The 22,566-nt window shown below is 63.1% G+C and carries 21 protein-coding genes; 4 read left to right on the forward strand and 17 right to left on the reverse strand.

The genetic code is table 11. The features are described from left to right. The first annotated feature begins 22 nt into the window (after positions 1-22). Complete coding sequence (locus AC1RQ5_RS21915) at positions 23-979, forward strand: 2-hydroxyacid dehydrogenase (protein WP_493201744.1); 957 nt, start codon at positions 23-25, stop codon at positions 977-979. A gap of 125 nt (positions 980-1,104) precedes the next feature. On the opposite strand, the gene purL is transcribed toward AC1RQ5_RS21915, so the two are convergent. Continuing rightward, positions 1,105-3,312: a phosphoribosylformylglycinamidine synthase subunit PurL gene (gene purL, locus AC1RQ5_RS21920; protein WP_493201745.1), complete on the reverse strand. Its 2,208-nt coding sequence runs from the start codon at positions 3,310-3,312 to the stop codon at positions 1,105-1,107. 217 nt (positions 3,313-3,529) lie between these two features. Here purL and AC1RQ5_RS21925 point away from each other — a divergent pair, with 217 nt between their 5' ends. Then, positions 3,530-4,015 (forward strand): PaaI family thioesterase, encoded by a 486-nt coding sequence (locus tag AC1RQ5_RS21925; RefSeq protein ID WP_493201747.1) that lies wholly within the window; start codon positions 3,530-3,532, stop codon positions 4,013-4,015. A 21-nt stretch (positions 4,016-4,036) separates the two neighbouring features. Here the strand turns inward: AC1RQ5_RS21925 and AC1RQ5_RS21930 are convergent, their stop codons facing one another. From AC1RQ5_RS21930 to AC1RQ5_RS21950, 5 genes are read right to left on the reverse strand one after another with little or no spacing between them, the layout of a single operon-like run. Continuing rightward, complete coding sequence (locus AC1RQ5_RS21930; RefSeq protein ID WP_398477662.1) at positions 4,037-4,972, reverse strand: arginase family protein; 936 nt, start codon at positions 4,970-4,972, stop codon at positions 4,037-4,039. Then, positions 4,969-6,228: a M20/M25/M40 family metallo-hydrolase gene (locus tag AC1RQ5_RS21935; protein WP_493201748.1), complete on the reverse strand. Its 1,260-nt coding sequence runs from the start codon at positions 6,226-6,228 to the stop codon at positions 4,969-4,971. Before AC1RQ5_RS21935 ends, AC1RQ5_RS21930 begins: the two co-directional genes overlap by 4 nt. Further along, positions 6,215-6,880, reverse strand: a complete 666-nt coding sequence (locus AC1RQ5_RS21940; protein WP_398477666.1) for an amino acid ABC transporter permease — start codon at positions 6,878-6,880, stop codon at positions 6,215-6,217. The genes AC1RQ5_RS21935 and AC1RQ5_RS21940 overlap by 14 nt, the downstream gene beginning before the upstream one ends. A 9-nt stretch (positions 6,881-6,889) precedes the next feature. Next, positions 6,890-7,687 carry an ABC transporter substrate-binding protein gene (locus AC1RQ5_RS21945; protein WP_493201750.1) on the reverse strand — a complete coding sequence of 266 codons (798 nt, stop codon included), beginning with the start codon at positions 7,685-7,687 and terminating at the stop codon, positions 6,890-6,892. Between the two features lie 5 nt (positions 7,688-7,692). Continuing rightward, positions 7,693-8,475 carry an amino acid ABC transporter ATP-binding protein gene (locus AC1RQ5_RS21950; protein WP_398477670.1) on the reverse strand — a complete coding sequence of 261 codons (783 nt, stop codon included), beginning with the start codon at positions 8,473-8,475 and terminating at the stop codon, positions 7,693-7,695. A gap of 130 nt (positions 8,476-8,605) precedes the next feature. Between AC1RQ5_RS21950 and AC1RQ5_RS21955 the strand changes: the two genes are divergently transcribed. Then, complete coding sequence (locus AC1RQ5_RS21955; RefSeq protein WP_493201753.1) at positions 8,606-9,514, forward strand: LysR family transcriptional regulator; 909 nt, start codon at positions 8,606-8,608, stop codon at positions 9,512-9,514. Between the two features lie 34 nt (positions 9,515-9,548). Here the strand turns inward: AC1RQ5_RS21955 and AC1RQ5_RS21960 are convergent, their stop codons facing one another. The 11 genes from AC1RQ5_RS21960 to purC all read right to left on the reverse strand — a co-directional run bounded on the left by AC1RQ5_RS21960 (position 9,549) and on the right by purC (position 21,829). Then, positions 9,549-11,066, reverse strand: a complete 1,518-nt coding sequence (locus AC1RQ5_RS21960; protein WP_493201755.1) for a cryptochrome/photolyase family protein — start codon at positions 11,064-11,066, stop codon at positions 9,549-9,551. Beyond that, a complete protein-coding gene (locus tag AC1RQ5_RS21965) occupies positions 11,063-11,248 on the reverse strand; it encodes a DUF2256 domain-containing protein (protein WP_493201757.1) in 186 nt (61 codons plus the stop codon). Before AC1RQ5_RS21965 ends, AC1RQ5_RS21960 begins: the two co-directional genes overlap by 4 nt. 131 nt (positions 11,249-11,379) lie before the next feature. Next, complete coding sequence (locus AC1RQ5_RS21970) at positions 11,380-12,849, reverse strand: amidase (protein WP_493201759.1); 1,470 nt, start codon at positions 12,847-12,849, stop codon at positions 11,380-11,382. 205 nt (positions 12,850-13,054) lie between these two features. Continuing rightward, positions 13,055-14,335 (reverse strand): L,D-transpeptidase family protein, encoded by a 1,281-nt coding sequence (locus AC1RQ5_RS21975; RefSeq protein WP_493201761.1) that lies wholly within the window; start codon positions 14,333-14,335, stop codon positions 13,055-13,057. Between the two features lie 198 nt (positions 14,336-14,533). Beyond that, positions 14,534-16,075: a L,D-transpeptidase gene (locus AC1RQ5_RS21980; RefSeq protein WP_493201763.1), complete on the reverse strand. Its 1,542-nt coding sequence runs from the start codon at positions 16,073-16,075 to the stop codon at positions 14,534-14,536. Between the two features lie 279 nt (positions 16,076-16,354). Further along, the gene (locus AC1RQ5_RS21985) at positions 16,355-17,956 is read right to left on the reverse strand and encodes an ABC transporter substrate-binding protein (protein WP_493201764.1); all 1,602 of its coding nucleotides are present in this window, start codon (positions 17,954-17,956) and stop codon (positions 16,355-16,357) included. 187 nt (positions 17,957-18,143) lie between these two features. Continuing rightward, the gene (locus tag AC1RQ5_RS21990; RefSeq protein ID WP_398477732.1) at positions 18,144-19,058 is read right to left on the reverse strand and encodes a tripartite tricarboxylate transporter substrate-binding protein; all 915 of its coding nucleotides are present in this window, start codon (positions 19,056-19,058) and stop codon (positions 18,144-18,146) included. 114 nt (positions 19,059-19,172) lie between these two features. Next, positions 19,173-19,910: a hypothetical protein gene (locus AC1RQ5_RS21995; RefSeq protein ID WP_493201766.1), complete on the reverse strand. Its 738-nt coding sequence runs from the start codon at positions 19,908-19,910 to the stop codon at positions 19,173-19,175. 115 nt (positions 19,911-20,025) lie between these two features. Beyond that, on the reverse strand, positions 20,026-20,727 hold the full coding sequence (gene purQ, locus AC1RQ5_RS22000) for a phosphoribosylformylglycinamidine synthase subunit PurQ (protein ID WP_493201767.1): 702 nt from the start codon (positions 20,725-20,727) through the stop codon (positions 20,026-20,028). Positions 20,728-20,805: 78 nt separating this feature from the next. Continuing rightward, complete coding sequence (purS, locus tag AC1RQ5_RS22005; RefSeq protein ID WP_398477691.1) at positions 20,806-21,051, reverse strand: phosphoribosylformylglycinamidine synthase subunit PurS; 246 nt, start codon at positions 21,049-21,051, stop codon at positions 20,806-20,808. Positions 21,052-21,061: 10 nt separating this feature from the next. Further along, on the reverse strand, positions 21,062-21,829 hold the full coding sequence (gene purC, locus AC1RQ5_RS22010; protein WP_211909433.1) for a phosphoribosylaminoimidazolesuccinocarboxamide synthase: 768 nt from the start codon (positions 21,827-21,829) through the stop codon (positions 21,062-21,064). A 380-nt stretch (positions 21,830-22,209) separates the two neighbouring features. On the opposite strand from purC, the gene AC1RQ5_RS22015 reads away from it, so the two are divergent. Beyond that, entirely contained in the window at positions 22,210-22,533 is a 324-nt protein-coding gene (locus AC1RQ5_RS22015) for a DUF1476 domain-containing protein (protein WP_398477693.1), read from the forward strand. Positions 22,534-22,566 lie beyond the last annotated feature (33 nt).

The following is a 22,566-nucleotide window of genomic DNA, read 5'->3' on the forward strand; positions in this document are numbered from 1 at the left end:
GACGACCTTCCAGGAGACCAGCATGCGTGCGCGCAACGGCGACAAGATCAATCTACTCTTCAATGTCACGCCGGCCGTGCTCGAAGACTATCGCGATCCCATTCTCGCAGCCCTCCAGCGCAAGAATATCGACGCCCGCGCCGGGCTGCTCGGCGAGATCGCGCCTGAGGACGTGGACTACATCATCCACGCAACCGGCGGCCCCATCACCGATTTTGCGCCTTTCATCAACACGCGCGCGGTCCTGAGCCTGTGGGCCGGCGTCGAGAAGATCGTCGGCAACACCACGCTGACACAGCCGCTGTGCCGCATGGTCGATGACGGCTTGCGGCAGGGTATGGTCGAATGGGTCGTCGGCCACGTGCTGCGCGCACATCTCGGCATCGACCGCTATGTCTGCGAGAAGCCGCGGACATGGGAGCAGCATGTCCCGCCCCTCGCCACCGACCGCTCGGTCACGGTGCTGGGCCTCGGCGAGCTGGGATCGGCAGCCGCAACGGCGCTGGCACAACTCGGCTTTCGCGTTACCGGCTGGAGCCGCAGCCCGCGCGATGTGGCAGGCGTTCGCTGCCTGGCCGGCGCGGAGAGCCTCGCGCAGGCACTGGCCTCGGCTGAGATTCTTGTCGGGCTGCTGCCGCAGACGCCGGAGACCATCGATCTCCTGAATGCCGAACGGCTGGCGCTGCTGCCGAAGGGCAGCTTCATCGTCAATGCCGGCCGCGGCACGCTGATCGTCGATGGCGCCTTGATCGCAGCCCTCGACAGCGGACAGGTGGCGCAGGCGACGCTGGATGTGTTCCGCACCGAGCCGGTGCCGGCGGATCATCCGTTCTGGTCACATCCCAGCGTGACCATCTCGCCGCATATTGCAGCAGCGACGCGGGCTTCAACGGCGGCGGAAAAGATCGCGGAGAATATCGCGCGGTCAGAGAGCGGCGAGCCACTGCTGCATGCCGTGGATCGCGGCTTGAATTATTAAAACTCAGTTGTCATCGCCCGGCATGACCGGGCGATCCAGTACACGCACTGCCAGTAATGACCTTGACTGCGGTGATTACTGGGTCAGCCGGTCGAGCCGGGTGACGACAAGCATAGACTGACGCCTTACGCCACCTTGCCGCTCATATAGTTCGGCAGCCAGCTCTCATGGGCATGCACGAGCGCCTTGATATCGACCGCCTTCTCGCCGTCGATCGCCACCGTGTGTCCGCCGGTGACGCCGATCTGCACGCAGGGCACGCCGACATTCTTCAGCTTCGACAACACCGTCAGCAGATCATTCTCCGCCACCGTCACGATGTAGCGCGCCTGATCCTCGCCGAACCAGAACGCATGCGGCACGATCGATGATGGCGCCGCATCAAGCTTGGCGCCGATACCCGACGCCATTGCCATTTCGGCGACCGCGACCAGCAGACCGCCATCGGCGATGTCATGCACCGCCGTCGCGGTGCCGGCATGGATCATGCCGCGCACCACGTCACCGTTGCGTTTTTCGGTGGCGAGATCGACCGGCGGCGGGGCGCCCTCTTCCCTGCCGCAGACATCGCGCAGATAGACGGACTGGCCGAGCCAGCCTTCGGTCGCGCCGATCAGCAGGATGGCTTCGCCGTCCTTCTTGAAGGCCAGCGTCGCCGACCTGGTGAAATCATCGAGCACGCCGACACCGCCGATCGACGGGGTCGGGAGAATGCCGCGGCCGTTGGTTTCGTTGTAGAGCGAGACATTGCCCGACACGATCGGGAAGTCGAGCGCGACACAGGCTTCGCCGATGCCCTTCAGGCAGCCGACCAGCTGGCCCATGATCTCGGGCCGCTCGGGATTGCCGAAGTTCAGATTGTCCGTCACCGCCAGCGGCTTGCCGCCGACCGCGGTGATGTTGCGCCAGGCTTCGGCCACCGCCTGCTTGCCGCCCTCGACCGGGTCGGCCTCGCAATAGCGGGGCGTCACGTCCACCGACATCGCAATGCCCTTCGGGCCGTCCTCGATCCGCACCACCGCCGCATCGCCGCCGGGGCGCTGCACGGTGTTGCCGCCGATGACATGGTCATACTGTTCCCACACCCAGCGCTTCGAGCACAGGTCCGGCGTGCCGATCAGTTTGACCAGTGCGTCGAGCAGCGAGGCCGGCGCGGTCACGTCGCGCGCGGCGATCACCGGCAATTTCGGCGACGGCACATGCGGGCGATCATAGAGCGGTGCTTCATCGCCGAGCTCCTTGATCGGCAGGTCGGCCATGGTCTTGCCGCCATGCTTGACGACGAAACGCAGCGTCGGCGTGGTGTGGCCGACGATCGCGAAATCGAGGCCCCACTTCTTGAAGATCGCCTCGGCCTCTTTTTCCTTTTCGGGCTTCAGCACCATGAGCATGCGCTCCTGGCTCTCCGACAGCATCATCTCATAGGCCGTCATGCCCTCTTCGCGCGTCGGCACCGCATCGAGATTGAGCTCGACGCCGAGATCGCCCTTGGCGCCCATCTCGACGGCCGAGCAAGTCAGACCCGCCGCGCCCATGTCCTGGATCGCGATCACGCAATCGGCAGCCATGATTTCAAGGCACGCTTCCAGCAGCAGCTTTTCGGCAAAGGGGTCGCCGACCTGCACGGTCGGGCGCTTCTCTTCCGACGCATCGTCGAATTCGGCCGAGGCCATCGACGCGCCGTGAATGCCATCGCGGCCGGTCTTGGAGCCGAGATAGACGATCGGCATGTTCACGCCGGAGGCAGCTGCCAGGAAGATCTTGTCCGCGTCCGCGAGACCGACGGCCATCGCGTTGACGAGGTTGTTGCCGTCATAGCGGGTGTGGAAGCGCGTCTGGCCGCCCACCGTGGGCACGCCGAACGAATTGCCGTAGCCGCCGATGCCGGCGACCACGCCGGACACCAGGTGGCGCGTCTTCGGATGTTCCGGCGCGCCGAAGCTGATCGCGTTGAGACAGGCGATCGGCCGCGCGCCCATGGTGAAGACGTCGCGCAGGATGCCGCCGACGCCCGTGGTCGCGCCCTGATAGGGCTCGATATAGCTGGGGTGGTTGTGGCTCTCCATCTTGAACACGATGGCCTGGTTGTCGCCGATGTCGATCACGCCGGCATTCTCGCCCGGTCCCTGCAGCACCCAGGGCGCCTTGGTCGGCAGGCCCTTCAGATGGATGCGTGAGGACTTGTACGAGCAGTGCTCGTTCCACATGGCCGAGAAGATGCCGAGCTCGGTGAAGCTCGGCTCGCGCCCGATCAGTTTCAGGATGCGCTCATACTCGTCGGGCTTGAGGCCGTGGGAGGCGACGAGTTCGGGAGTGATCTGAGGCTCGGTCATGCTGTCTCTTGGCTCTGGGAAGGCCCCTTCATAGAAAGATCAGACCTGTGGGAAAAGGCCTTATTCAGGCCCGTTCCCCCCATGTCCCAAGCTTTGCCCGAAAAGTGCCGTCCGGCCCTCCGCGGGCCTGCATATCGCCCTGCGCGGAGGCTGGATTGCGCCCGCCGGACGGATCGGATTTAACACTTTTCGCCGCCAATCCAAGGAGTTCCCCACCGTGAATGTGCCTGCCGACGCAACCCTGCCGTTCCGCGCCGATGCTTTTACCGAAACCGAGGGGGAATTCGCCGGCTGGACCACCTGGAAGCGCGATTCCTTCGAATCGGTGTCCGGCCCGTTCTGGCACAAGGTCGAGGCCGACGGCTCCGTCCGCTGCGCCTTCCGGGTCGAACCGCGGCATCTCAACGGCATGAAGAACGTCCATGGCGGCTGCTTCATGACCTTCGCCGATTACTGCCTGTTCGCCCTCGCCTCGCGCGAACTCGCTGGCCCCGGTATCACCGTCTCCTTCGCCTGCGAATTCCTTGACGCCGGCAAGGTCGGCGACCTCATCGAATGCGATGGCGAAATGACCCGCATCGGCGGCTCGCTGATCTTCCTCCGCGGCGTGCTGCATACGGGCGGGCGAAAACTGTTCACCTTCTCGGGCACGATCAAGCGCGTGAAGAAGCGCGCGAAGCCGGCGGCGATCGCGGCGGAGTGAGCGCCGGCCGCAGCACCCATCTCAATCCGGCAGCAGGCCCAGATTGGACGCCAGCAACACCAGCGCTTCCATGATCATGTGGGAGCAGAGTTGCGCGGCCATGCCGTTGACGTCCTGCGGCGGGCTGACCGTGTTGAAATCCATCGCCACGATGTTCAGCCCGGACAGGCTGCGCAGCAATTCGATCCCCTCGCGGGCGGTGAGCCCGCCCCATGCCGGCGTGCAGACCCCCGGCGCCACCGACGGATCGAACACATCCATGTCCCAGCACAGATAGACCGGCCGGCCAGCGACCGCGTCGCTGAATTCCGCGATGGTCTGCGCAAAACCGCGGCGCATCAGGTCTTCGATGGTGATGACGCGGAAGCCGAGCCCGCGCGTATGCTTCAGCACGCCGGAGCAATAGGTGAAGCCACGCACGCCGATATGCCAGGAGGAGGATGCATCCACCAGGCCTTCCTCGGCGGCGTTGGTGAACTGCGTCGCCGCGTTGTAGCGATCATCCGGCGTATAGGGATAGGCATCGGTGTGGCTGTCGATATGCAGTGCCACCAGGCCCTTGTGCTTGCGTGCCGCGGCCCGCATCAACGGCAGCGACACTGACCCGTCGCCGCCGATGCCGATCGGCACCGCGCCCGTCTCGACGATGCGCGCGGCCGCGGCCTCGATCCGCACGAATGCGTCATCGATACGGCCCGGCACCAGCGCCACGTCGCCGGCATCGACCGCGCCGAGCAGCGACAGCACGTCGACATCGGCGAGCGATGGATGATAGCGGCGGATCAGCCGCGACTCGCGGCGCACTTCCAACGGCCCCTGCCGCGCACCCACCCGGAACGGATGTGTGCCGCAATCGAACGGCACGCCGAGAATGGCCGCGCGGCAGCCGGGCTGCGGCAGCCCCGCGGGCAGGCCCATGAAGGTTTCGGGGCCGACGAATTCTGCTGCGTCACTCATGCGCCACTCGCTTGCTGTGTGAGGAAATCGAACGCCGTCAGCGCATGCACGCGGGAGACGATGCCCAGTTCGGCGATATCAGCATATTCGTCGGGCGCGCCCATATTGTAGGGCGTCGGGCCGTAGACGACGGTCGGGATGTTCGCCATCCGGAACCAACGCGAATCCGAACCACCGACACGCATGTTCACGGCAGGCGCGCGTCCCATCACGTCGGTCGCCGCCTTGGCGCAACGACGGATGAGTTCGTTGTCCGGATCGGTGTAGTTCGGCTCGAAGCAGCGCAGCACGCGCCAGGTGATGCCGGGCAGATCGAGGCCCTGCTTCAAACTGGCCAGCACCACATCGGCCGTGATCCCCACCGGGAGCCGGATATCGAGCGCCGCATGCGCCGTGGACGGAACGAGGTTGGGCGATGTGCCGCCGGAGATAATGCCGAGATTGACCGTTACGGCCGACAACACATCAGCTTCACCGGCGCCACAGAGTGGTTCGGAGATTGCCTTTGCGCCGGCAATCGCGCGGCGCACCTGCTCAGGCATATTCACCGGAAGATCACGCAAGGTGCTCACGCGGTCCAGCGCGACGCGCAAGCGGTCGAGCGCATTGGCGCCGAGATGCACATGAGCGCCATGGGCCGCCTTGCCCTCCGCGGTGACGTCGATCCAGATGAATCCCTTCTCGCCGAACCGCGCCACCATGGGCGATCCGGCATCGCCGATGATCGTCGCAGCGCCGGTCGCGTGCGGGACCTGATCAAGCAGCAGCTTGGTGCCGAGCGGGCCCATAGTCTCCTCATCGCCTGCCAGCGTCAGCACCGCTTCGCCCTGCCAATGCGCACGCTGTTCGGCCAATGCCGCCATCGCCCCAATCGATGCCGCGATCCCGCCCTTCATGTCAGCCGCGCCGCGGCCGTAAAGCCGGCCATCACGCGTTTCGCCCGCCGGATTGACCGACCACCGCGCCGCATCGCCAACGGGATAAGTGTCGAGATGGCCGTTGAACACGACGCGCCGCCCCGGCCCCGCACCTCGGATCCGCGCCACCACATTGACGACGGATGCCGAGCCCGGATGCAATTCGATCTCTGCGCCCGGCACATGCGTCTTGATCAGATCCGCGGCCAGCGCCGCTACCGCGCGGGTGTCGCCGTCCGGATTGGGCGAAGGCGTGGCGATCAGCGGCAAAGCGAGATCGATCACTTGATCGACCCGGTCGCGCGCGACAGCCGCGCGCGCGGTTTCAGCGGCGGGCAAGGCGCGCCTCCCAGATACGGATCGAATGGGTCAGCGGCCAGCAGATCACGAAATAGATCACCCCGATGAAAGTGAAGATCTCCAGCGGCCGGAACGTCGACGACGACAGCTCCATGCCGCGCCGCGTCACCTCGCTGACCGAGATGACGGACGCCAGTGACGAATACTTGATCAGCTGAACGAAGTTGGCTGCCAGCGGCGGCAGCACGCTGCGAATGGCCTGCGGCCCCACGATCCGGACAAAGCTCTGCAGCGGCGTCAGACCCAGCACCTGCGCCGCCTCGCGATGCCCGACCGGCACCGTGGCGATGCCGGCCCGAAACACTTCGGAGATGAAGACTGCCGAATAGAGCGAGAGGCCGAGGATCGACGCCGAGAGGGCGTCGATCTGGATGTTGAACACGATCGGCAGCACGTAATAGACCCAGAGCAGTTGCACCAGGATCGGCGTATTGCGAATGATCTCGCCCACGGTCAGCGCCGCGATCCGCGCCAGGCGGAAGCGCGACATCTGCATGAGCGCGATCACCATCCCGAGCACGGTGGCCACGATCAGCGTGACCACCGACAGGAACAGCGTCATCTGGATGCCGTCGGCGATGAAGCCGAAATTCCTCGGGATGACGTCCCAGCGAAAGCTATAGGTCTGCATGAGATGGCCTTATGGCGCGACGATCGGGCCGAGCTTGTTCTTCTCGGCCGCGGCTTTCAGGCGTCCATCGAGCTTGATGGTCTGGACGAACAGGTTCATGTAGTTCAGCCAGATCTGGTCGCCGTGGTTCATCACATAGGCATAGGGCGTCACCGACAGCGGCTCCGGCGGCGACAGCGTGACCGACCAGTCGAACTGCGCATTCATCTTGGTCGATGCGGGAAAGTCGGTGGCCATGACATCGACGCGGCGCGACATCAGTTCGGCCTGCACCGTGGCCGGCGGCGCCACGGCGACAAGCTTTGCATTCTTCAGATGCGCGCGCAGGAACGGCTCGATATAGCTGCCGAGCGCCGTGCCCACATTCACGCCGGGCTTGTCGATATCCGCCCATGACTTGACCTTGCCGTCCTTCTGCACGACCGCATAGATGCCGCTGATGAGATAGGGCTGCGTGAAGGCCACCGCCTGCGCGCGCTTCATGGTGGCGCCGACACCGAACATGCCGAGATCACATTTGTTGGCCTGCAGATCCGCGATGAAGGTGCTGAAGCTGGTCTCGACATATTCGAGCTTGACGCCCAGATCCTTCGCCAGCTCTTCGGACAGATCGATGTCGATGCCTTCGAGCTTGCCGGTGTCCGGATTGCGCAGCGAGATGGCATAGTAGTTCGGCCAGATGCAGACCTTCACCTTGCCGCTCTTGGTGATTTCATAGAGACGGGACTGCGTTTGCTGCGCGCTGGCCTGTCCCACCGTCAAAGACGAGACAGCCAGGGCAGCGACAAGGGTCAGAAGCTTTTTCATGGTCATCAATCCTCAAAATGCGTCAGGAAACGCCTGGCTCGTTCGGTGGTGGGATTTTCGAAGAAAAGCTGCGGGTTGCCCTGCTCGACGATGACGCCCTCGTCCATGAAGACGACACGGCTGGCGACACGGCGCGCAAAGCCCATTTCATGCGTGACGACGAGCATCGTCATGCCTTCGAGCGCCAGCGTGCGCATCACCTGCAGCACTTCGCGACGCAATTCCGGATCGAGCGCGGAGGTCGGCTCGTCGAACAACAGGATCTTCGGCTGCATCGCCAGCGCGCGGGCGATCGCCACGCGCTGCTGCTGGCCGCCGGACAATCGCGCGGGATAGGAATCGCGTTTGGCTGCCAGCCCGACTTTCTCCAGCAGGTTTTCCGCGATGGCGATGGCCTCGTCGCGGCCTGTGCCGCGCACCCGCATCGGTGCCTCGATGATGTTCTGCAGCACCGTCATATGCGGCCACAGATTGAACTGCTGAAACACCATGCCGATTTCGGGCCGCACCTTCTTGGCGGCAGCGCGCACATTCGACGACGGATCCGCTTGCGCCACCGTCGCCCCATCCATCAGGATGCGACCATCGGACGGAGCCTCGAGCAGCGCCATGCAACGCAGCAGCGTCGTCTTGCCTGAACCGCTTGGCCCGATGATGCAGGTCGATTCGCCCATGCCCAGCGCCAGATCGACGCCGTGAAGGACCGTGTTGGCTCCAAAACGCTTCACCACGGCCTCTGCGGCCAGCAACGGGCCGGATGCGGGGCTTGGTGAACTGATCTCGGTCATGGCGGCAGACGCTCCAAACATGTCTTCGAGACATAAGCAAATCTGATGCCAGATATGGGAATTCGGTGATTACGGATCTTCCGACGATATTTTGCAGACAATCCGCCCATAAAACGTATAGATGAAATTTATGGATCTGAGGCTGATCGAGATTTTCAACGCCGTAATGCAGCACCGCTCGGTGACCGAGGCAGCACGCGCGCTCGGCGTGACCCAGCCCGCCGTCAGCGCCGCGCTGAAACGGCTGGAGCAGAATGTCGGCTTCGCGCTGTTTCGCCGGGAAAGCCGGCATATCGTCCCGACCGCCGAAGCGTTGCTCCTGCATACGGAAGCGGTGCAGGCGCTGGCGGGCTTTTCCGAACTGGAAGACGCCGCAGCAGGGATTTCAGCCGGGCAACGCGGCGTCCTGACCATTGCCAGCAGCCCGGGCCCCGGCATTGCCTGGCTTCCGCAGATCGTCAGCCGCTTCCGCCGCGACCGCCCGGCGACCCGAATCCGGCTGCTGACGCGCAGCTCCGACAATGTCCGCAGCCTGGTGTCATCGCGCGCGTTCGACATCGGCATTGCCGAGCCGCCATTCGACCGCACCAACATGGTGTTGAAGCGCTACCGCTTCCGGCTGCAATGCGTATTGCCCGCATCTCATCCATTGGCTGCCCATGAAACGCTCACCCCCGATCTGCTGGAAGGAAGCGATCTCATCATCACGCCGGGCAGCCGCACCTCCTACGCCGCCATCTCGCGCGCTTTTGAGGCCAGCGGCACGCCGTTCCATCCAGCGATCGAATGCGAGTTCTTCGCCATCGCCCTTAATCTCGTGATCGACGGCGCCGGCATCTGCCTGGTGGACGCCTTGAGCATTGCCGACACGCTGCGGCGGACGGGACCAACCGGCGCGCTGGTGGTCCGGCCATTCTCGCCGCTGGTTCATTACGAAGTCGGTGTCCTGAAACCGACAACCGGCGAGCTCAGCGTGCTCGCCAAACAGTTCGTCAAACTGCTCGACGACTACACAGCGCCGCATCTAACCCGATCATGATAGAGACGCGCGGCTGAGCGCATCGCTCAATTCATCAAACGTCCAGCCCATCCAGAAACGCATCCGCCTCCGCAATCACCGCCGCCTTGCGCCCCTCGTCCCATCTGGCCAGCGTGCGGTACGGCATCGCCATCCGTTGATTGCCGCGCAACGTCGCCGCGTTGCGGATCAGGAAGGCCCAGTAGAGGAAATTGAACGGGCATGCCTTCGGTCCGGATTTGAGCTTTACGTCATAGACGCAGCTCGGGCAGAAATCCGACATCCGGTCGATATAGGCGCCGGATGATGCGTAGGGCTTCGACGCCAGCAGGCCGCCATCGGCGAATTGCGACATGCCCTGCACATTCGGCAGCTCGACCCATTCAAACGCATCCGCATAGACGACGAGATACCATTCGGCGATCTCCTTCGGCGCGATGCCGGCGAGCAGCGCAAAGTTGCCGGTCACCATCAGCCGCTGGATGTGATGCGAATAAGCCGTCCGCTTCGTCTGCCCAATTGCTTCGGCCATGCAATGCATGTCGGTCTCGCCAGACCAGTACAGCCACGGCAGCGGCCGCGTCGCGTTCAGCGCATTGGTTTCCGCGTAGTCCGGCATCTTCAGCCAATAGACGCCGCGGACATATTCACGCCATCCGAGAATCTGCCGGATGAATCCTTCCACCGCATTCAGCGGCGCGCGCCGTTCGATATATTCGCGCTCCGCCGCGATGCAGACCTCGCGTGCCGTCAGCAAGCCCGCATTGAGATAGGGCGAAATGACCGCGTGAAACACAAAAGGTTCGCCACTCGCCATCGCATCCTGATACTTGCCAAAATTCGGCAGCGCATCGCGCAGAAAATCGTCGAGGGAGCGCAGCGCATCCTTGCGTGTCACCGCCCATTCGAAACTGTCGAGATCACCGAAGTGATCGGCGAAGCGCGCGCGTACGAGCGCCATCACATCTTGCGTCACCCGGTCCGGCGCAAAGCCGAAGCGCGGCGGCAGCGCCTGTGCCTTCGGCAGGCGCTTGCGGTTGTCGTGATCGAAATTCCACTGTCCGCCCGCAGGCGCATCGCCTTCCATCAAGAGATCCGTCTCGCGCCGCATCTCGCGATAGAAGAACTCCATGCGCAGCACCTTGCGCTCCGCCGCCCAGGCAGCAAAGCGCGCGGTGCTCGCCAGAAAGCGATCGTCCTCGCGAATCTCGACGGGGACGCCCGGATCGAACGCCTTCAGATCCGCCAGCAGGCGCCACTCGCCGGGGGACGTGACGATCACCCGCTCCGCCTGATGTCGCGCGACAGCACGCTGCAATTCGCCTGTGATGGAGCCGGTATTGCCGGCATCGTCGAGCCTGATGTAATCGACCGCGATGCCTTCGGCTCGCAGCTCTTCGGCAAAGTGCCGCATCGCCGACAACACAAAGACGATCTTCTGCTTGTGATGCTTGACGTATGTGGTCTCGCCCGCGACCTCGGCCATGACAACGACGTCGCCGTCTTCATAGTCCTGGAGCGATGCGACATTGCGGGTTAGCTGATCGCCGAGCACGAGCCGCAGACACCTCACGGGCGGTCACCATTGACCGGCGCAGCGGCGGCCCGGTTGCGTCGCAGATCGCCCTTGCAACGCTCCGAACAGGTCTTCACCTGCTCCCAGTCCCGTGCCCACTTCTTGCGCCATGCGAACGGGCGCCCACAGGCGGCGCAAAGCTTCTGTGGCAAGTCGGATTTGAGACGCATCTTCGACATGATACTTCGTCCGTCCACGCTTCCCGACACCAATGGGTCGCAGGCGTCGAAGTTCCGTGATTGACGGACTGCAGGGTGGGCAAAGCGAAGCATGCCCACCACGTCCTTCGTAAGCGACAGGGGAGCAGGCCTCAGTGGCTCACATGCTGCGCAGGCTGCTTGCCATCGTTCCACTTGCCATCGATCGCACGTTCGATTTGCGCGGCCAGCTGCAGCAACAGACCGTCATTGGCCTGCTTCGCCTGCGCCTGGATGCCGAGTGGCAGGCCATGCTCCTGCGACGCCAGCGGCAACGAGATGCCGGGAATACCGCAAAGATTGGCAAGCGGCGTATAGGCGAAGAACTGCCAGAGATTGGCGAACCAGTCATGCACCGATGGATTGTCGCTCATCGACAGATATTCCGTCGTGCCGATCTTCGGCGTCGGCTTCGCCGTGATCGGCGTCAGGATGATGTCATAGCGCTCGAAGAAATTGCCGAAAGCGCGTGATGTCGTGTTGAACACCGCCTGCATGGCGGCACGCTCGGTATAGGACGTGTTGAGGCCATCTTCCCAGATCTTGATATTGATCGGCTCCAGCAGGTCCGTGGTCGGTTTGTCCAATCCTAGCCGTGCCAGATGGCCCGCGATCACCTGCGCGAAATTGCTGATATAGCAGGTCGTCTGTGCGGCGAAGGCGGCGCGGAAATCGACGTCAGGCACGGCCCACTCGACGTGATGCCCGAGTCCTTCGAGCAACTTGCCGACACGCGCCAGCTCGGCGACGAAATGCGGCGGCGATTTGTAGTCGCCCCATTCATGCGACAGCGCGATGCGGAGCTTGCCGGGATCACGCTTGATCAATTCGCTATAGGGCTCGGCTGGCGACCAGAACGGCATGAATTCGCCGGGCGCGCCGCCGCGCACATTGTCGACGAAGGCCGCGGTGTCGCGCACCGTGCGGCTGGTGCATCCCTGGATCGACACCAGACCGGTCAGATCCGACATGGCCGGCGCCAGCGAATACACGCCGCGCGACACTTTCAGCCCGATGGTACCGCAGACGCCTGCAGGAATGCGGATCGAGCCGCCGCCATCGGTGGCATGCGAGATCGGCAGCACGCCGGCCCCCACCATCGCTGACGAGCCGGCCGAAGAGCCGCAGCTCGAATAGTCAACGTTCCACGGATTGCGCGTGACATAGAACTTGTTCTCGGCAGAAGAACACACGCCGAATTCCGGCGTGGTGCTGCGGCCGATGATGTTGAGGCCGGCCTTGCGGATCTTGCCCGTCAGGAAGCTGTCCGCCGCAGGACGATTCCCCTGCATGATCTGCGAGCCGAATTCCTGCAGCCGCCCCTTCAGCGTCGGCCCGAGATCCTTCATCAGATACGGCACGCCGCCGAACACGCCGTCCGGATTCATCCCGTCCTTCAGGGGATCGGCGACCACATCGTCGAACACTTCGACAACGGCGCTGAGCGCGGGATTGGTCTTGGCGATACCGGCAGCAGCCTGTGCCGCGAGTTCGGCGGGCGTCACCTCGCCCTTGCGCACGCGCTCGGCCAGCGCCACCGCGTCATGCTTCGCCCACTCGTCCCAACCCATCGCCAAAGTCATGTCGTGCATCCGTTCAACAAGGTGATCGCTGAACGAAGCTAAGCTGCCGGCGCTGCTGCTGTAAACCGGCGACGCGCCGACGCATGGAGCCTATGCGCAAGCTGTGCCGCAGGGCGGATGAGCGCAGCGTCATCCGCCACGGAGTTTCAGCAATGCAGTCGGCCGGCGGATGACGGCTTCGCCTCATCCGCCCTACGGCCGAGCACTAACGCGTCACCGGCTCACTGGTCGGATTCAGAAAAGCCTTGATGTCCGCCGACGCCTCGTTGAGTTGCGCATCCTGATCGTAAACGTCGTTGCGGAATTGCACGATACCGTCGCGCGCCATCCAGGCGGTGAGATAGACCCAGGCCACCGGCACCGGCTTGGTCAGCTTGATATCCAGGCGCTGCCCCGTCGCAATGCCGAGATCGATCTGCGTGCGATCCCAGTTCGCCGTGTCCTTCAGCAGCCATGCGGCGAGATCGCGCACATTGTCCACGCGGGCGCAGCCATGGGAATCGAAGCGATAGTCATTGGCGAACAGATTGCGCTGATTGGTGTCATGCATATAGACGGCGTAGGAATTCGGCATGTCGATGCGCACGCGGCCGAGCGCATTCCACTCGCCCGGATCCTGGCGCACGGTGACATCGGGCACCTTGCCCTCGCTCCAGTCCACGCTCGCGGGATCGAGCGCATTGCCGCGGCCATCCAGCACCTGCATATGCATGCGCGCGAGATAGCCGGGATCTTTTCGCATGCGCGCGGAGATCTCGTGTTTGGTGATCGAGGACGGCACCGTCCACGTCGGGTTGAGATTGACGTTGTTGATCTGCGACGTCACCGTCGGTGACGGCTTCTCGCTCTTGCCCACCACGACGCGATAGCGCCGCACCACCTTCTCGCCCTCGATGGCTTCGGCATAGGCCGCGGGGATGTTCACGACGACATAGCGGTCGCCGAACTTGAAGCCGAGCGCCTGCATCCGCTGCAATGACGCTTCCAGCTGCTGGATGCGCTTCTCGACCGGTATATTGAGCGCCGCCAGCGTGCGCGGGCCGACCAGGCCGGTGGCGAGCAGCCCGTTGCGTAGCTGGAAGCGTTTCACGCCGGCGATCAGTTCATCGTTATAAGGGCCGGTGTTCTCAACGGTGAACAGATCGCCGGTGATGACGAGCCGGCGCCGCAGCAGATCGACATCCGCGCCTTCGGCGCCTGCCGCATATTTCGCTTCCGCTGGAATGGCCGGCCAGCCGCCCTTCGCGGCAATGGCCTTGTAGCGCTTGATCGCATCTTCGGTGCGCTGCGCAGACTGCGGATCGAACACCGGCTCGCTATATTGCGCGAGGATCGCGGCCGAGCGCTGCTCGGGCGTCATTCCCTTGATGTCGATGATGGCATTGGCATTCGGCGCCTTGGCGGGCGCCGGTGCAGGCGCCTGCGCGAACGCTGTGGATGCACTCGCCGCCACGGCGACGATCATGGTGGTGAACCGCAATGTCATTGTTCAAATCCGATGTTGCCGGAGCAATAACCCGAGCCTGAAATGAAATGTTCACGCTTTGATTAAGATCTGAATAAATGCGGTTACCGAGAGGTTAACACCCCCTCTTCGTCATTGCGAGCGTAGCGAAGCAATCCAGAAAGCCAAGAACTGGATTGCTTCGTCGCTTTGCTCCTCGCAATGACGGAGCGACTCGCCCTATTCCCACCAATTGCGCTGAAACATCGGCCGCTCATTCTGGCCGCTGCGGCGGCGCATCGCATTGTTCTGCGGCGCGCGCTCGCGCGGGAAGAACATGCTGAAACCATCGTCGTAATCGCCGCTCGCCACGTCCATTTCGGGGCGCGGCGTCGGCTTGCGGGTGACGAAACCACCCTGCGGATGGTTGTTCAGCACCGTAACGAATTCGGTGCGGTAATTGGTTTCGGCGCTCAGCGGTTCGTCAGAGATCACGATCGAGGAACGCGGCAGGGCCGTCGGCCCGATCCGGTCGAGCACTTCCTGCGGAATGGTGATGCGATCGAGCGCGCTCCTGGCGCTGTCGCCCTCGTCGATGGTGACGGCGCTCCAGCGCAGGCCTGTGCCGTCCTGCGCCATCGCCGTGAACACATGCGTGCCGATCGGCCGGCCCGCATCGCGGATGGTGACCGGCACTTCGATGCTGAAGTCGAACACCTCGCCGCCGCCATCTGGCGCCGGCTTGTGGGTGTTGCGGCGAACATAGAGCTTCTGCGTTTCGCGGCTGATATAGATCGAGACCGGTTCGGCAGCGAGCTTTGCGTCGAGGGCCGCGGTGGCGGTGGCCGCCTTCTTGGCATCGGCAGCCTTGGCTGCGTCCTTCGCTGCGGTGGCAGCATCGAGCTTCGCCGTCGTATCAGCCTTGGCAGCCTCCAGCTCCGTGGCCAGTTCCGCAGCCTTCACCGCCGCCTTATGCTTCAGGTCCTCCGCGCGGGCTTTCGCCTGATCGGTCGAGGCAGCGGCGAGCGCCTTGTCGGCGGATGCGAGCTGGGCATCGGCACGAAGCTTGGCGGCCTCCAGCTTGCGCAGCGCCGCCGGTAGCGGCTTGGCCTCGCGGGCGGTCGATGTGGCAAGCTTCTTCGCCTCGGCAGCCGCTGTGGCCGCCTCTGCCGCCGCGCGCGTCGCAGTCTCGGCCCGCGCCGGAACCGCAGCAATCACCTCGAGCTTCGGCACCAGCAGTGCCGGATGAACAATATCCATCGGAGCCGCGTCGATCGGCGAGACGATCACCCGCATCCCGATCCGCGTCTTGTCGAACATCTTGTCGGCAAAACCGAATGGCATGCGCACGCAGCCATGGGAGGCGGCATAGCCCGGCAGCGGGCCGCCATGGAGCGCGACACCGTTCCAGGTGATGCGCTGCATGTTCGGCATCGCCGCATCGTCATACATGTTGGAGCGGTGGTCCTTGTTTTTCTCCAGGATCGCGAACACGCCGGACGGCGTCTCGCGTCCCCCTACCCCGGTCGAGACCGGTGCCCGCGCGATCCAGCCTTCGGCGTCGTAGAACGTCACTTGCTGGCTCTTGATCGACACGATGGCCATGATCGGCTCGCCGGCATTGCGCGGCGCCATCGCCTCGACGAGCCGCGCGGGGCGCGTCTGCTTGGCGGCAGCATTTGCCGCAGGCGGCATCGCCACGACGGCGAGCGCCACGACGGCAGATACCATCATGCAGCGCGTTGCCACGGTGGATCGTACCGTCGCCAACCGAATTTTCATGCAATGCCCCAAATCAAATGCCTGGCTGGACGCCAATCTTGCAAATGTTGATTGCGATTTTATCAACTCGCCCTGGCGCCCTTATGGAACGACCCAAGGCCAAATCACCTTGCTTGCCCTCTTATATGACAGCGCGCGTGGGCGAAAGATGGCCTGCTGCCACACCTGCCGTCCAATGACCGTAGGGTGGGCAAAAGCGCAGCGTGCCCACCACCAAGTGCCGTGCGCGTGAAGGTGGGCACGCTGCGCTTTGCCCACCCTACAGAAGCTCCCTTCCGTTTACTGCATGCTCACCAGCGTCATGTCGAGGAACCAGGATTGCGGCGAGACGAAGCCCTTCACATTCTTGGTCATCGCGCGCGGATTGAGATCGTGGACGATGTAGAGCCAGGGTGGATTGTCCACGAGGCGCTCATGCGCCTTGCGTGTGGCGTCGGTGATCACCTTGGGATCGGTGGATTCCGCCAGCGCCTTCAGCGCGTCCTCGAACACGTCATCCTTCCACTGCTCGAAATTGAAGCCGTTCGGCGAGAAATTCGCCGCCGCAAAATAGCGCGCCATGATGCCGACATCCGACGACGGCGACGAGATATTGAGGCCCATCGCACCCTTCAGGTTCGGATTATCCGGCGTCAAGCGTGCGGCCGTGAGCAGCACCGTCCATTCCACCACGTCGAACTCGACATTGACGCCGCAAGCTTCCTTCAGGTTCTGCTGCATGAATTCGTTCATCGGCATCGGCAGCATCTGGCCGGACCCCGAGGAAGAAATCTGCACCTTGAAGGACAGCGGCTTTTGCGGCGTGAAGCCGGCTTCGGCGAGCATCGCCTTGCCCTTGGCCGGATCGAATTTGTAGCGGTTCGCAGGACTGCCGAAATTCGGATCGGACGCCTTCAGCCAGCCCGATGACGGCTCGGCGGTGCCCGCCAGCAGGCTCACCAGCCCCTCGCGATCGACGCAATAGTTCAGCGCCTGGCGCACGCGCACATCCTTGAACGGCGAATTGGCGGCGCCGATATTGTAGAACCACGGCCAGACATGCGGATAGGAGCCCGTGGTGATCGTGAAGCCCGCGGATTTCAGCGAGGCAATCCCGTCCGGCGGCGGCACTTCGATCCAGTCCACCTGCCCCGACCGCAGCGCAGCCAGCCGCGCATTCGCTTCCGGCACCGGCATCAGCACGACCTTGTCGACTTTGGCTTTCTTCGCGGCATCCCAGTAGCCGTCATTGCGCAGCAGCTCGACGCGCTCGCGCGGCACCACGCGGCTGATCTTGAACGGACCGGTGCCCGCCGCCGGCAAGGTCGCCACCTTGCCCCAATCCTTGCCGGCTTTCTCGAACGAGCTCGGCGAAGTGAACAGCAGATAGACGGCCATATAAGGGAAGTAGGATGCGGGTGTCGTCGTGGTGATCGCCACCGTCGCATCGTCGATCTTCTTGTAGGAGCCCATCAGCGGCACGCGCGCCCGCGACATGCCCGAGGCTGCCGCCTCGAATTGCGGACTGTCATTCTTGAAATAGCGGTCGAGATTCCAGATCACCGCATCGGCATTGAAATCGCTGCCGTCGTGAAATTTGACGCCTTTGCGCAGATGGAAGATCCAGGTCTTGGTGTCGCCCGGCGCCTGCTCCCATTTCTCCGCAAGGCCCGGACGCAATCCGGCAAGCTGGTCGGTCTTGGTCAGGTCCCACAGCACGAGACCTTCGAAGATCGGATAGCCCATGAAGCGAATGCCCTCGAAGCCGTTATTCGGCAGCCCGGTGGCAGTGGGGATATCCGCCGCCGTCATGGCGATGCGCAGCGTACTTTCGGCCAAGGCCGGTTGTGCCAGCAGCGTGGCTGCAAGCGCGAGGATAGTGGATGTCTTGCGGATCAACATGACGTCTCCTGCTATGGGCAAAGGCAAGGAGACGTGAGCAAGTTTCGGGCCAGCACACTTTTGTCATCACCCGCGGAAGCGGGTGATCCAGTAGACACCGGCCGATGTGATGAGCACGAACTTTTGCGTCTACTGGATTGCCTGGTTGAACCGGGCAATGACGGTGAGAATACGCAGCCGCCTATTTCTATTGCAGCAGCTTGTTGTATTTCGCGACATCACGCGTCACGATTTGCTGCAGTACATCCGGTGCATGCTCATTGGCATCGGGCGCGACTGTGGAGAGATCGCGAAACCGCTTCTTCACGACCTCGCTCTCCACGGCCACGCGTGCAGCTGCATTGAGCTTTGCAATGATCTCCGGCGGCGTGCCCTTCGGCGCGAACAGTCCGTTCCAGCCTTGCGCCTCGAAGTCCGGCAACCCTGCTTCGGCCGAGGTCGGCAAATCAGGCAGCGAGCCCAGCCGCACAGTGGAGCCGACCACGATCGCCTTCACGAGCTTGTCGTCGATCGCCTGCGAGACGGATGCGGCGGAATCGCAGACGCCATCGATCTGGCCGCCGATCGCATCGGTCAATGCCGGCGCGGCACCGCGATAGCCGACCAGGGTGACATCGATGCCGGCCGCCTGCACGAAACTCTTGCAGATCAGGTAATTCGATGAACCGACGCCGGCATGGCCGAGATTGACCTTGCCGGGATTGGCCTTGGCATAAGCGATGAACGCCTTCAGATCGGCTGCCGGAAAATCCTTGCGAAGCGCAACAACGCCAAAAGTCTTGGCGACCATGCCGATGGAGACAAAGGACTCCGGTTTGAAAGTCAGTTTTGGATAGATCGTGTAGGTCGCCGCGCTGGTGCCCGCATTGCCAATGGCGATCGTATAGCCATCCGGCGTCGCGCGCGCTGCACGCGTCAAGGCGGTCGAACCTCCCGCCCCCACAATGTTCTCGATGATGATGGTCTGGCCGAGCGGCACCGACATTTGCTCGGCAACGACGCGCGCGATCACATCGGATGTACCGCCGGCGGCAAAGGGCACAATCATCGTGATGGCGCGTGTGGGATAGGTTTGCGCGTGAGCAACTGCAGCAAACGACATCACGGTCAGGCTAGCCACCGTACGTCCGATCCAACGGTAAATCTGATCACTCACGTCGCGCACTCCGCATCAATCACAACAGCCGGTGACAGCGTGAGATTGCGACTGCGGCTCTCACGCCGCAAGCGATTTCTCGGCGATGGACAACCATTCCGCCTGTGCCTTGCGGGCAAATTTCGGCGCACGCTTCATCTGCACCACGAACTCTGCGAACACGACTTTCGCTTCCGACGTGCGCCCCAGCGCCTGCAGCAGCTGGCCATAGCGAACATGGGCCTCGGCACTCGATGCATAACGCAGCAGCGCTTCGTATTCGCCGAGTGCCTCGTCGGTTAGCCCCGCGTCGGTCAGCGATCGTGCATAGAGGAGATGCGCGTCCGCGGATTCGAAGTCGGGCCACTGCTTCTGCAATTCGTCGAGCGTGGCGATTGCATCCAGCGGGCGTTTGGCACCGAACTGCGCCTTCGCCTTGGCCAGCGCATATTTCGCTTCGTGCCCGAGCGGCAAAGCGAGGATGTGGTCGTAATGCTGCACGGCCTCGTCGAAGCGGCTGATCTCAAGACACTCCGCCGCCAGCGCCGCGCGATTGGCGATCGTATCGGCGGATGCGAGCTGATCGACGAGCGCGCGATAGGTCTTTTCCGGATCGATGCGCTTGGCGACATTGCGGCGCGCCTGCTGCGCGGTGCGCCCGCCGAAAATCTCCGGCAGGAGTTCGATCACCACATAGGCGATCGCGCCGGCCACCGGGACCATCAGGATGATATAGGCCCAGGGCTGCATCCGCCCGGTGCGGGCAGCGTGATAGACCAGCATGATATCGAGCAGAACAATGACCAGAGCCAGCGGCATGAGCATCCCCTCAAGCAAGCAAATGAACGCCACGTGCCGGCAAGAGGCCGGCGACGTGTCATCCGATGCGTGATGGACGCTGTGAGATAACGCTGGGTTCGATCGCGCAGTGCAGCTATGCAGCGCGCGCCAGATGGGCGGCGAGGCCGGTGAACAGGCCGCGACCGTCGGTGTTGCCCATGATGTCTTCGACGTGGTTTTCCGGATGCGGCATCATGCCGAGCACATTGCCGGTCTCGCTGACGATGCCGGCAATCGATGCCGCCGCGCCATTGATATTGTGGAGATCGCCGACCTCGCCCGTGGGCGAGCAATAGCGATACAGCACGCGGCCATCGCCTTCGAGGCGCTTCAGCGTCTCTTCATCCGCGGTATAGTTGCCTTCGCCATGGGCGACGGGCACGCGGATCACCTGCCCGGCATTGTAGCCGCGGGTGAAGGCGGTGTCGGAACGCTCGACGCGCAGATGGACGTCCTGGCAGATGAACTTCAGCCGCGCATTGCGCATCAGAATGCCCGGCAACAGGCCACTCTCGCACAGGATCTGAAACCCGTTGCAGACGCCGAGCACGAGGCCGCCGTCGGCCGCGAATTTGCGGACCGCGTCCATCACCGGCGAACGCGCTGCGATGGCGCCGCAGCGGAGATAATCGCCATAGGAGAAACCGCCGGGCACGACGACAATATCGGTGCCGGCCGGCAGCGACGTCTCGGCATGCCAGACCATCTTGGCTTCAGTGCCCGAAGCAAGCTTCAGCGCCCGCGCCATGTCGCGCTCGCGATTGATTCCGGGGAAGACGAGAACGGCGGATTTCATGTCAGGCTCGGTGCTTCATTCAGTTCAAGACGATGCGCGATGCGGTATTCGTGCGGAGTAAGGCTTCACGCAGAAGCCTTATCCCTGCACTTCAACCTTGTAATTCTCGATCACCGTATTCGCCAGCAGCTTGTCAGCCGCCGCCTTCAACGCGGCTTCGGCCTTGGCCTGATCGGCGCCGGGCGCGAGTTCGATGTCGAACACCTTGCCCTGGCGCACCTGGGCGATGCCGTCGACGCCGAGCGACTTCAAAGCGCCCTCGATCGCCTTGCCCTGCGGATCGAGGATGCCGTTCTTCAATGTGACTGTGACGCGGGCTTTCACGTTCTATCCCTTAGCTCTTCACCAATACCGGACCGGTGCCCATCGGGCGCTCGTTCTCTGCCAGAATGCCGAGACGCTTGGCAACCTCGGTATAGGCCTCCAGCACGCCACCGAGATCGCGGCGGAAACGGTCCTTGTCCAGCTTCTCGTTCGACTTGATATCCCACAGCCGGCATGAGTCGGGCGAGATCTCGTCGGCGACGATGATGCGCATCATGTCGTTCTCGAACAGGCGGCCGCATTCCATCTTGAAATCGACCAGGCGGATGCCGATGCCGAGAAACAGTCCGGTCAGGAAGTCGTTGACCCGAATGGCCAGCGCCATGATGTCGTCGATCTCCTGCGGGGTCGCCCAGCCGAACGCCGTGATGTGCTCCTCGGAGACCATCGGATCGTTGAGCTGGTCGTTCTTGTAATAGAACTCGATGATCGAGCGCGGCAGCTGGGTGCCTTCCTCGATGCCGAGGCGCTGCGACAGCGAGCCGGCGGCGACATTGCGCACGACGACCTCGAGCGGCACGATCTCGACCTCACGGATCAACTGCTCGCGCATATTGAGCCGGCGGATAAAATGCGTGGGCACGCCGATGTCGTTCAGATGCTGGAACAGGTATTCCGAGATCCGGTTGTTGAGGACACCCTTGCCCTCGATGACCTGGTGCTTCTTCGCGTTGAACGCGGTCGCATCGTCCTTGAAGTGCTGGATCAGGGTCCCGGGCTCCGGGCCTTCATACAGAACCTTGGCCTTGCCTTCATAAATGCGACGTCGACGGCTCATGGGGATGTACCGTGTGTTGTTGAAATCCATGGAATTTGGTTGCTCCGAATAACGGGGTAGACCCACGACGGAGCTGCCGTGAAGGCCTGGAACTCATCTGAACCGGTCTGTGCACCAATCTGTCACAGATTCTGAATACAGAACTGTGATCAGGAAACAGAACGAGAACCGAACCTTGGGGCAACCTACCCGATCCCCCCCGCCGATACAATCGATCCGGCCGGTCGGATGCGGGTTTTACCCGGTTGCACAAATGTCACGTCCTCGCAATGACCTGCGACCATGCGGCCGATTGTCCGTACGGCTACGCGCACTTAGTTAAGCCTCCAACCGGACATTACAACGCCGGCCCGACCACCCCAAACCCAGGGAACCCCAAGATGTCATCACTCGACAAGCGCGGACAGGATTTTGAACGCAAATACGCGCTCGACGAAGAGCAAAAGTTCAAGGCGACGAACCGCCGGAACAAGCTGCTTGGCCTCTGGGCCGCGGAAAAGCTCGGCAAGACCGGCGCTGACGCCGATGCCTATGCCAAGGAAGTGGTCGCCTCCGATTTCGAGGAAGCCGGCGATGACGACGTGCTGCGCAAGGTGCTGGCCGACCTCACCGCCGCAAATGCTGCAGTGACCGAGGCCGAACTGCGCAGCAAGATGGATTCGCTGATCGCCGAAGCCGTCGCCCAGGTGAAGGCCGGCGTCTGACGCTGCCGGGCGTGAGGCGCCCAACTTCAACGG

Source organism: Tardiphaga sp. GW821-FHT12E02 (assembly GCF_058807155.1).

Excerpts from the sequence above, each read along its gene's own strand:
- AC1RQ5_RS21915 (WP_493201744.1), top strand. The coding sequence starts at position 23 with ATGCGTGCGCGCAACGGCGACAAGATCAATCTACTCTTCAATGTCACG.
- purL (WP_493201745.1), bottom strand. The coding sequence starts at position 3,312 with ATGACCGAGCCTCAGATCACTCCCGAACTCGTCGCCTCCCACGGCCTC.
- AC1RQ5_RS21930 (WP_398477662.1), bottom strand. The coding sequence starts at position 4,972 with ATGAGTGACGCAGCAGAATTCGTCGGCCCCGAAACCTTCATGGGCCTG.
- AC1RQ5_RS21940 (WP_398477666.1), bottom strand. The coding sequence starts at position 6,880 with ATGCAGACCTATAGCTTTCGCTGGGACGTCATCCCGAGGAATTTCGGC.
- AC1RQ5_RS21945 (WP_493201750.1), bottom strand. The coding sequence starts at position 7,687 with ATGAAAAAGCTTCTGACCCTTGTCGCTGCCCTGGCTGTCTCGTCTTTG.
- AC1RQ5_RS21950 (WP_398477670.1), bottom strand. The coding sequence starts at position 8,475 with ATGACCGAGATCAGTTCACCAAGCCCCGCATCCGGCCCGTTGCTGGCC.
- AC1RQ5_RS21955 (WP_493201753.1), top strand. The coding sequence starts at position 8,606 with ATGGATCTGAGGCTGATCGAGATTTTCAACGCCGTAATGCAGCACCGC.
- AC1RQ5_RS21965 (WP_493201757.1), bottom strand. The coding sequence starts at position 11,248 with ATGTCGAAGATGCGTCTCAAATCCGACTTGCCACAGAAGCTTTGCGCC.
- AC1RQ5_RS21970 (WP_493201759.1), bottom strand. The coding sequence starts at position 12,849 with ATGACTTTGGCGATGGGTTGGGACGAGTGGGCGAAGCATGACGCGGTG.
- AC1RQ5_RS21975 (WP_493201761.1), bottom strand. The coding sequence starts at position 14,335 with ATGACATTGCGGTTCACCACCATGATCGTCGCCGTGGCGGCGAGTGCA.
- AC1RQ5_RS21980 (WP_493201763.1), bottom strand. The coding sequence starts at position 16,075 with ATGAAAATTCGGTTGGCGACGGTACGATCCACCGTGGCAACGCGCTGC.
- AC1RQ5_RS21985 (WP_493201764.1), bottom strand. The coding sequence starts at position 17,956 with ATGTTGATCCGCAAGACATCCACTATCCTCGCGCTTGCAGCCACGCTG.
- AC1RQ5_RS21990 (WP_398477732.1), bottom strand. The coding sequence starts at position 19,058 with ATGTCGTTTGCTGCAGTTGCTCACGCGCAAACCTATCCCACACGCGCC.
- AC1RQ5_RS21995 (WP_493201766.1), bottom strand. The coding sequence starts at position 19,910 with ATGCCGCTGGCTCTGGTCATTGTTCTGCTCGATATCATGCTGGTCTAT.
- purQ (WP_493201767.1), bottom strand. The coding sequence starts at position 20,727 with ATGAAATCCGCCGTTCTCGTCTTCCCCGGAATCAATCGCGAGCGCGAC.
- purC (WP_211909433.1), bottom strand. The coding sequence starts at position 21,829 with ATGAGCCGTCGACGTCGCATTTATGAAGGCAAGGCCAAGGTTCTGTAT.
- AC1RQ5_RS22015 (WP_398477693.1), top strand. The coding sequence starts at position 22,210 with ATGTCATCACTCGACAAGCGCGGACAGGATTTTGAACGCAAATACGCG.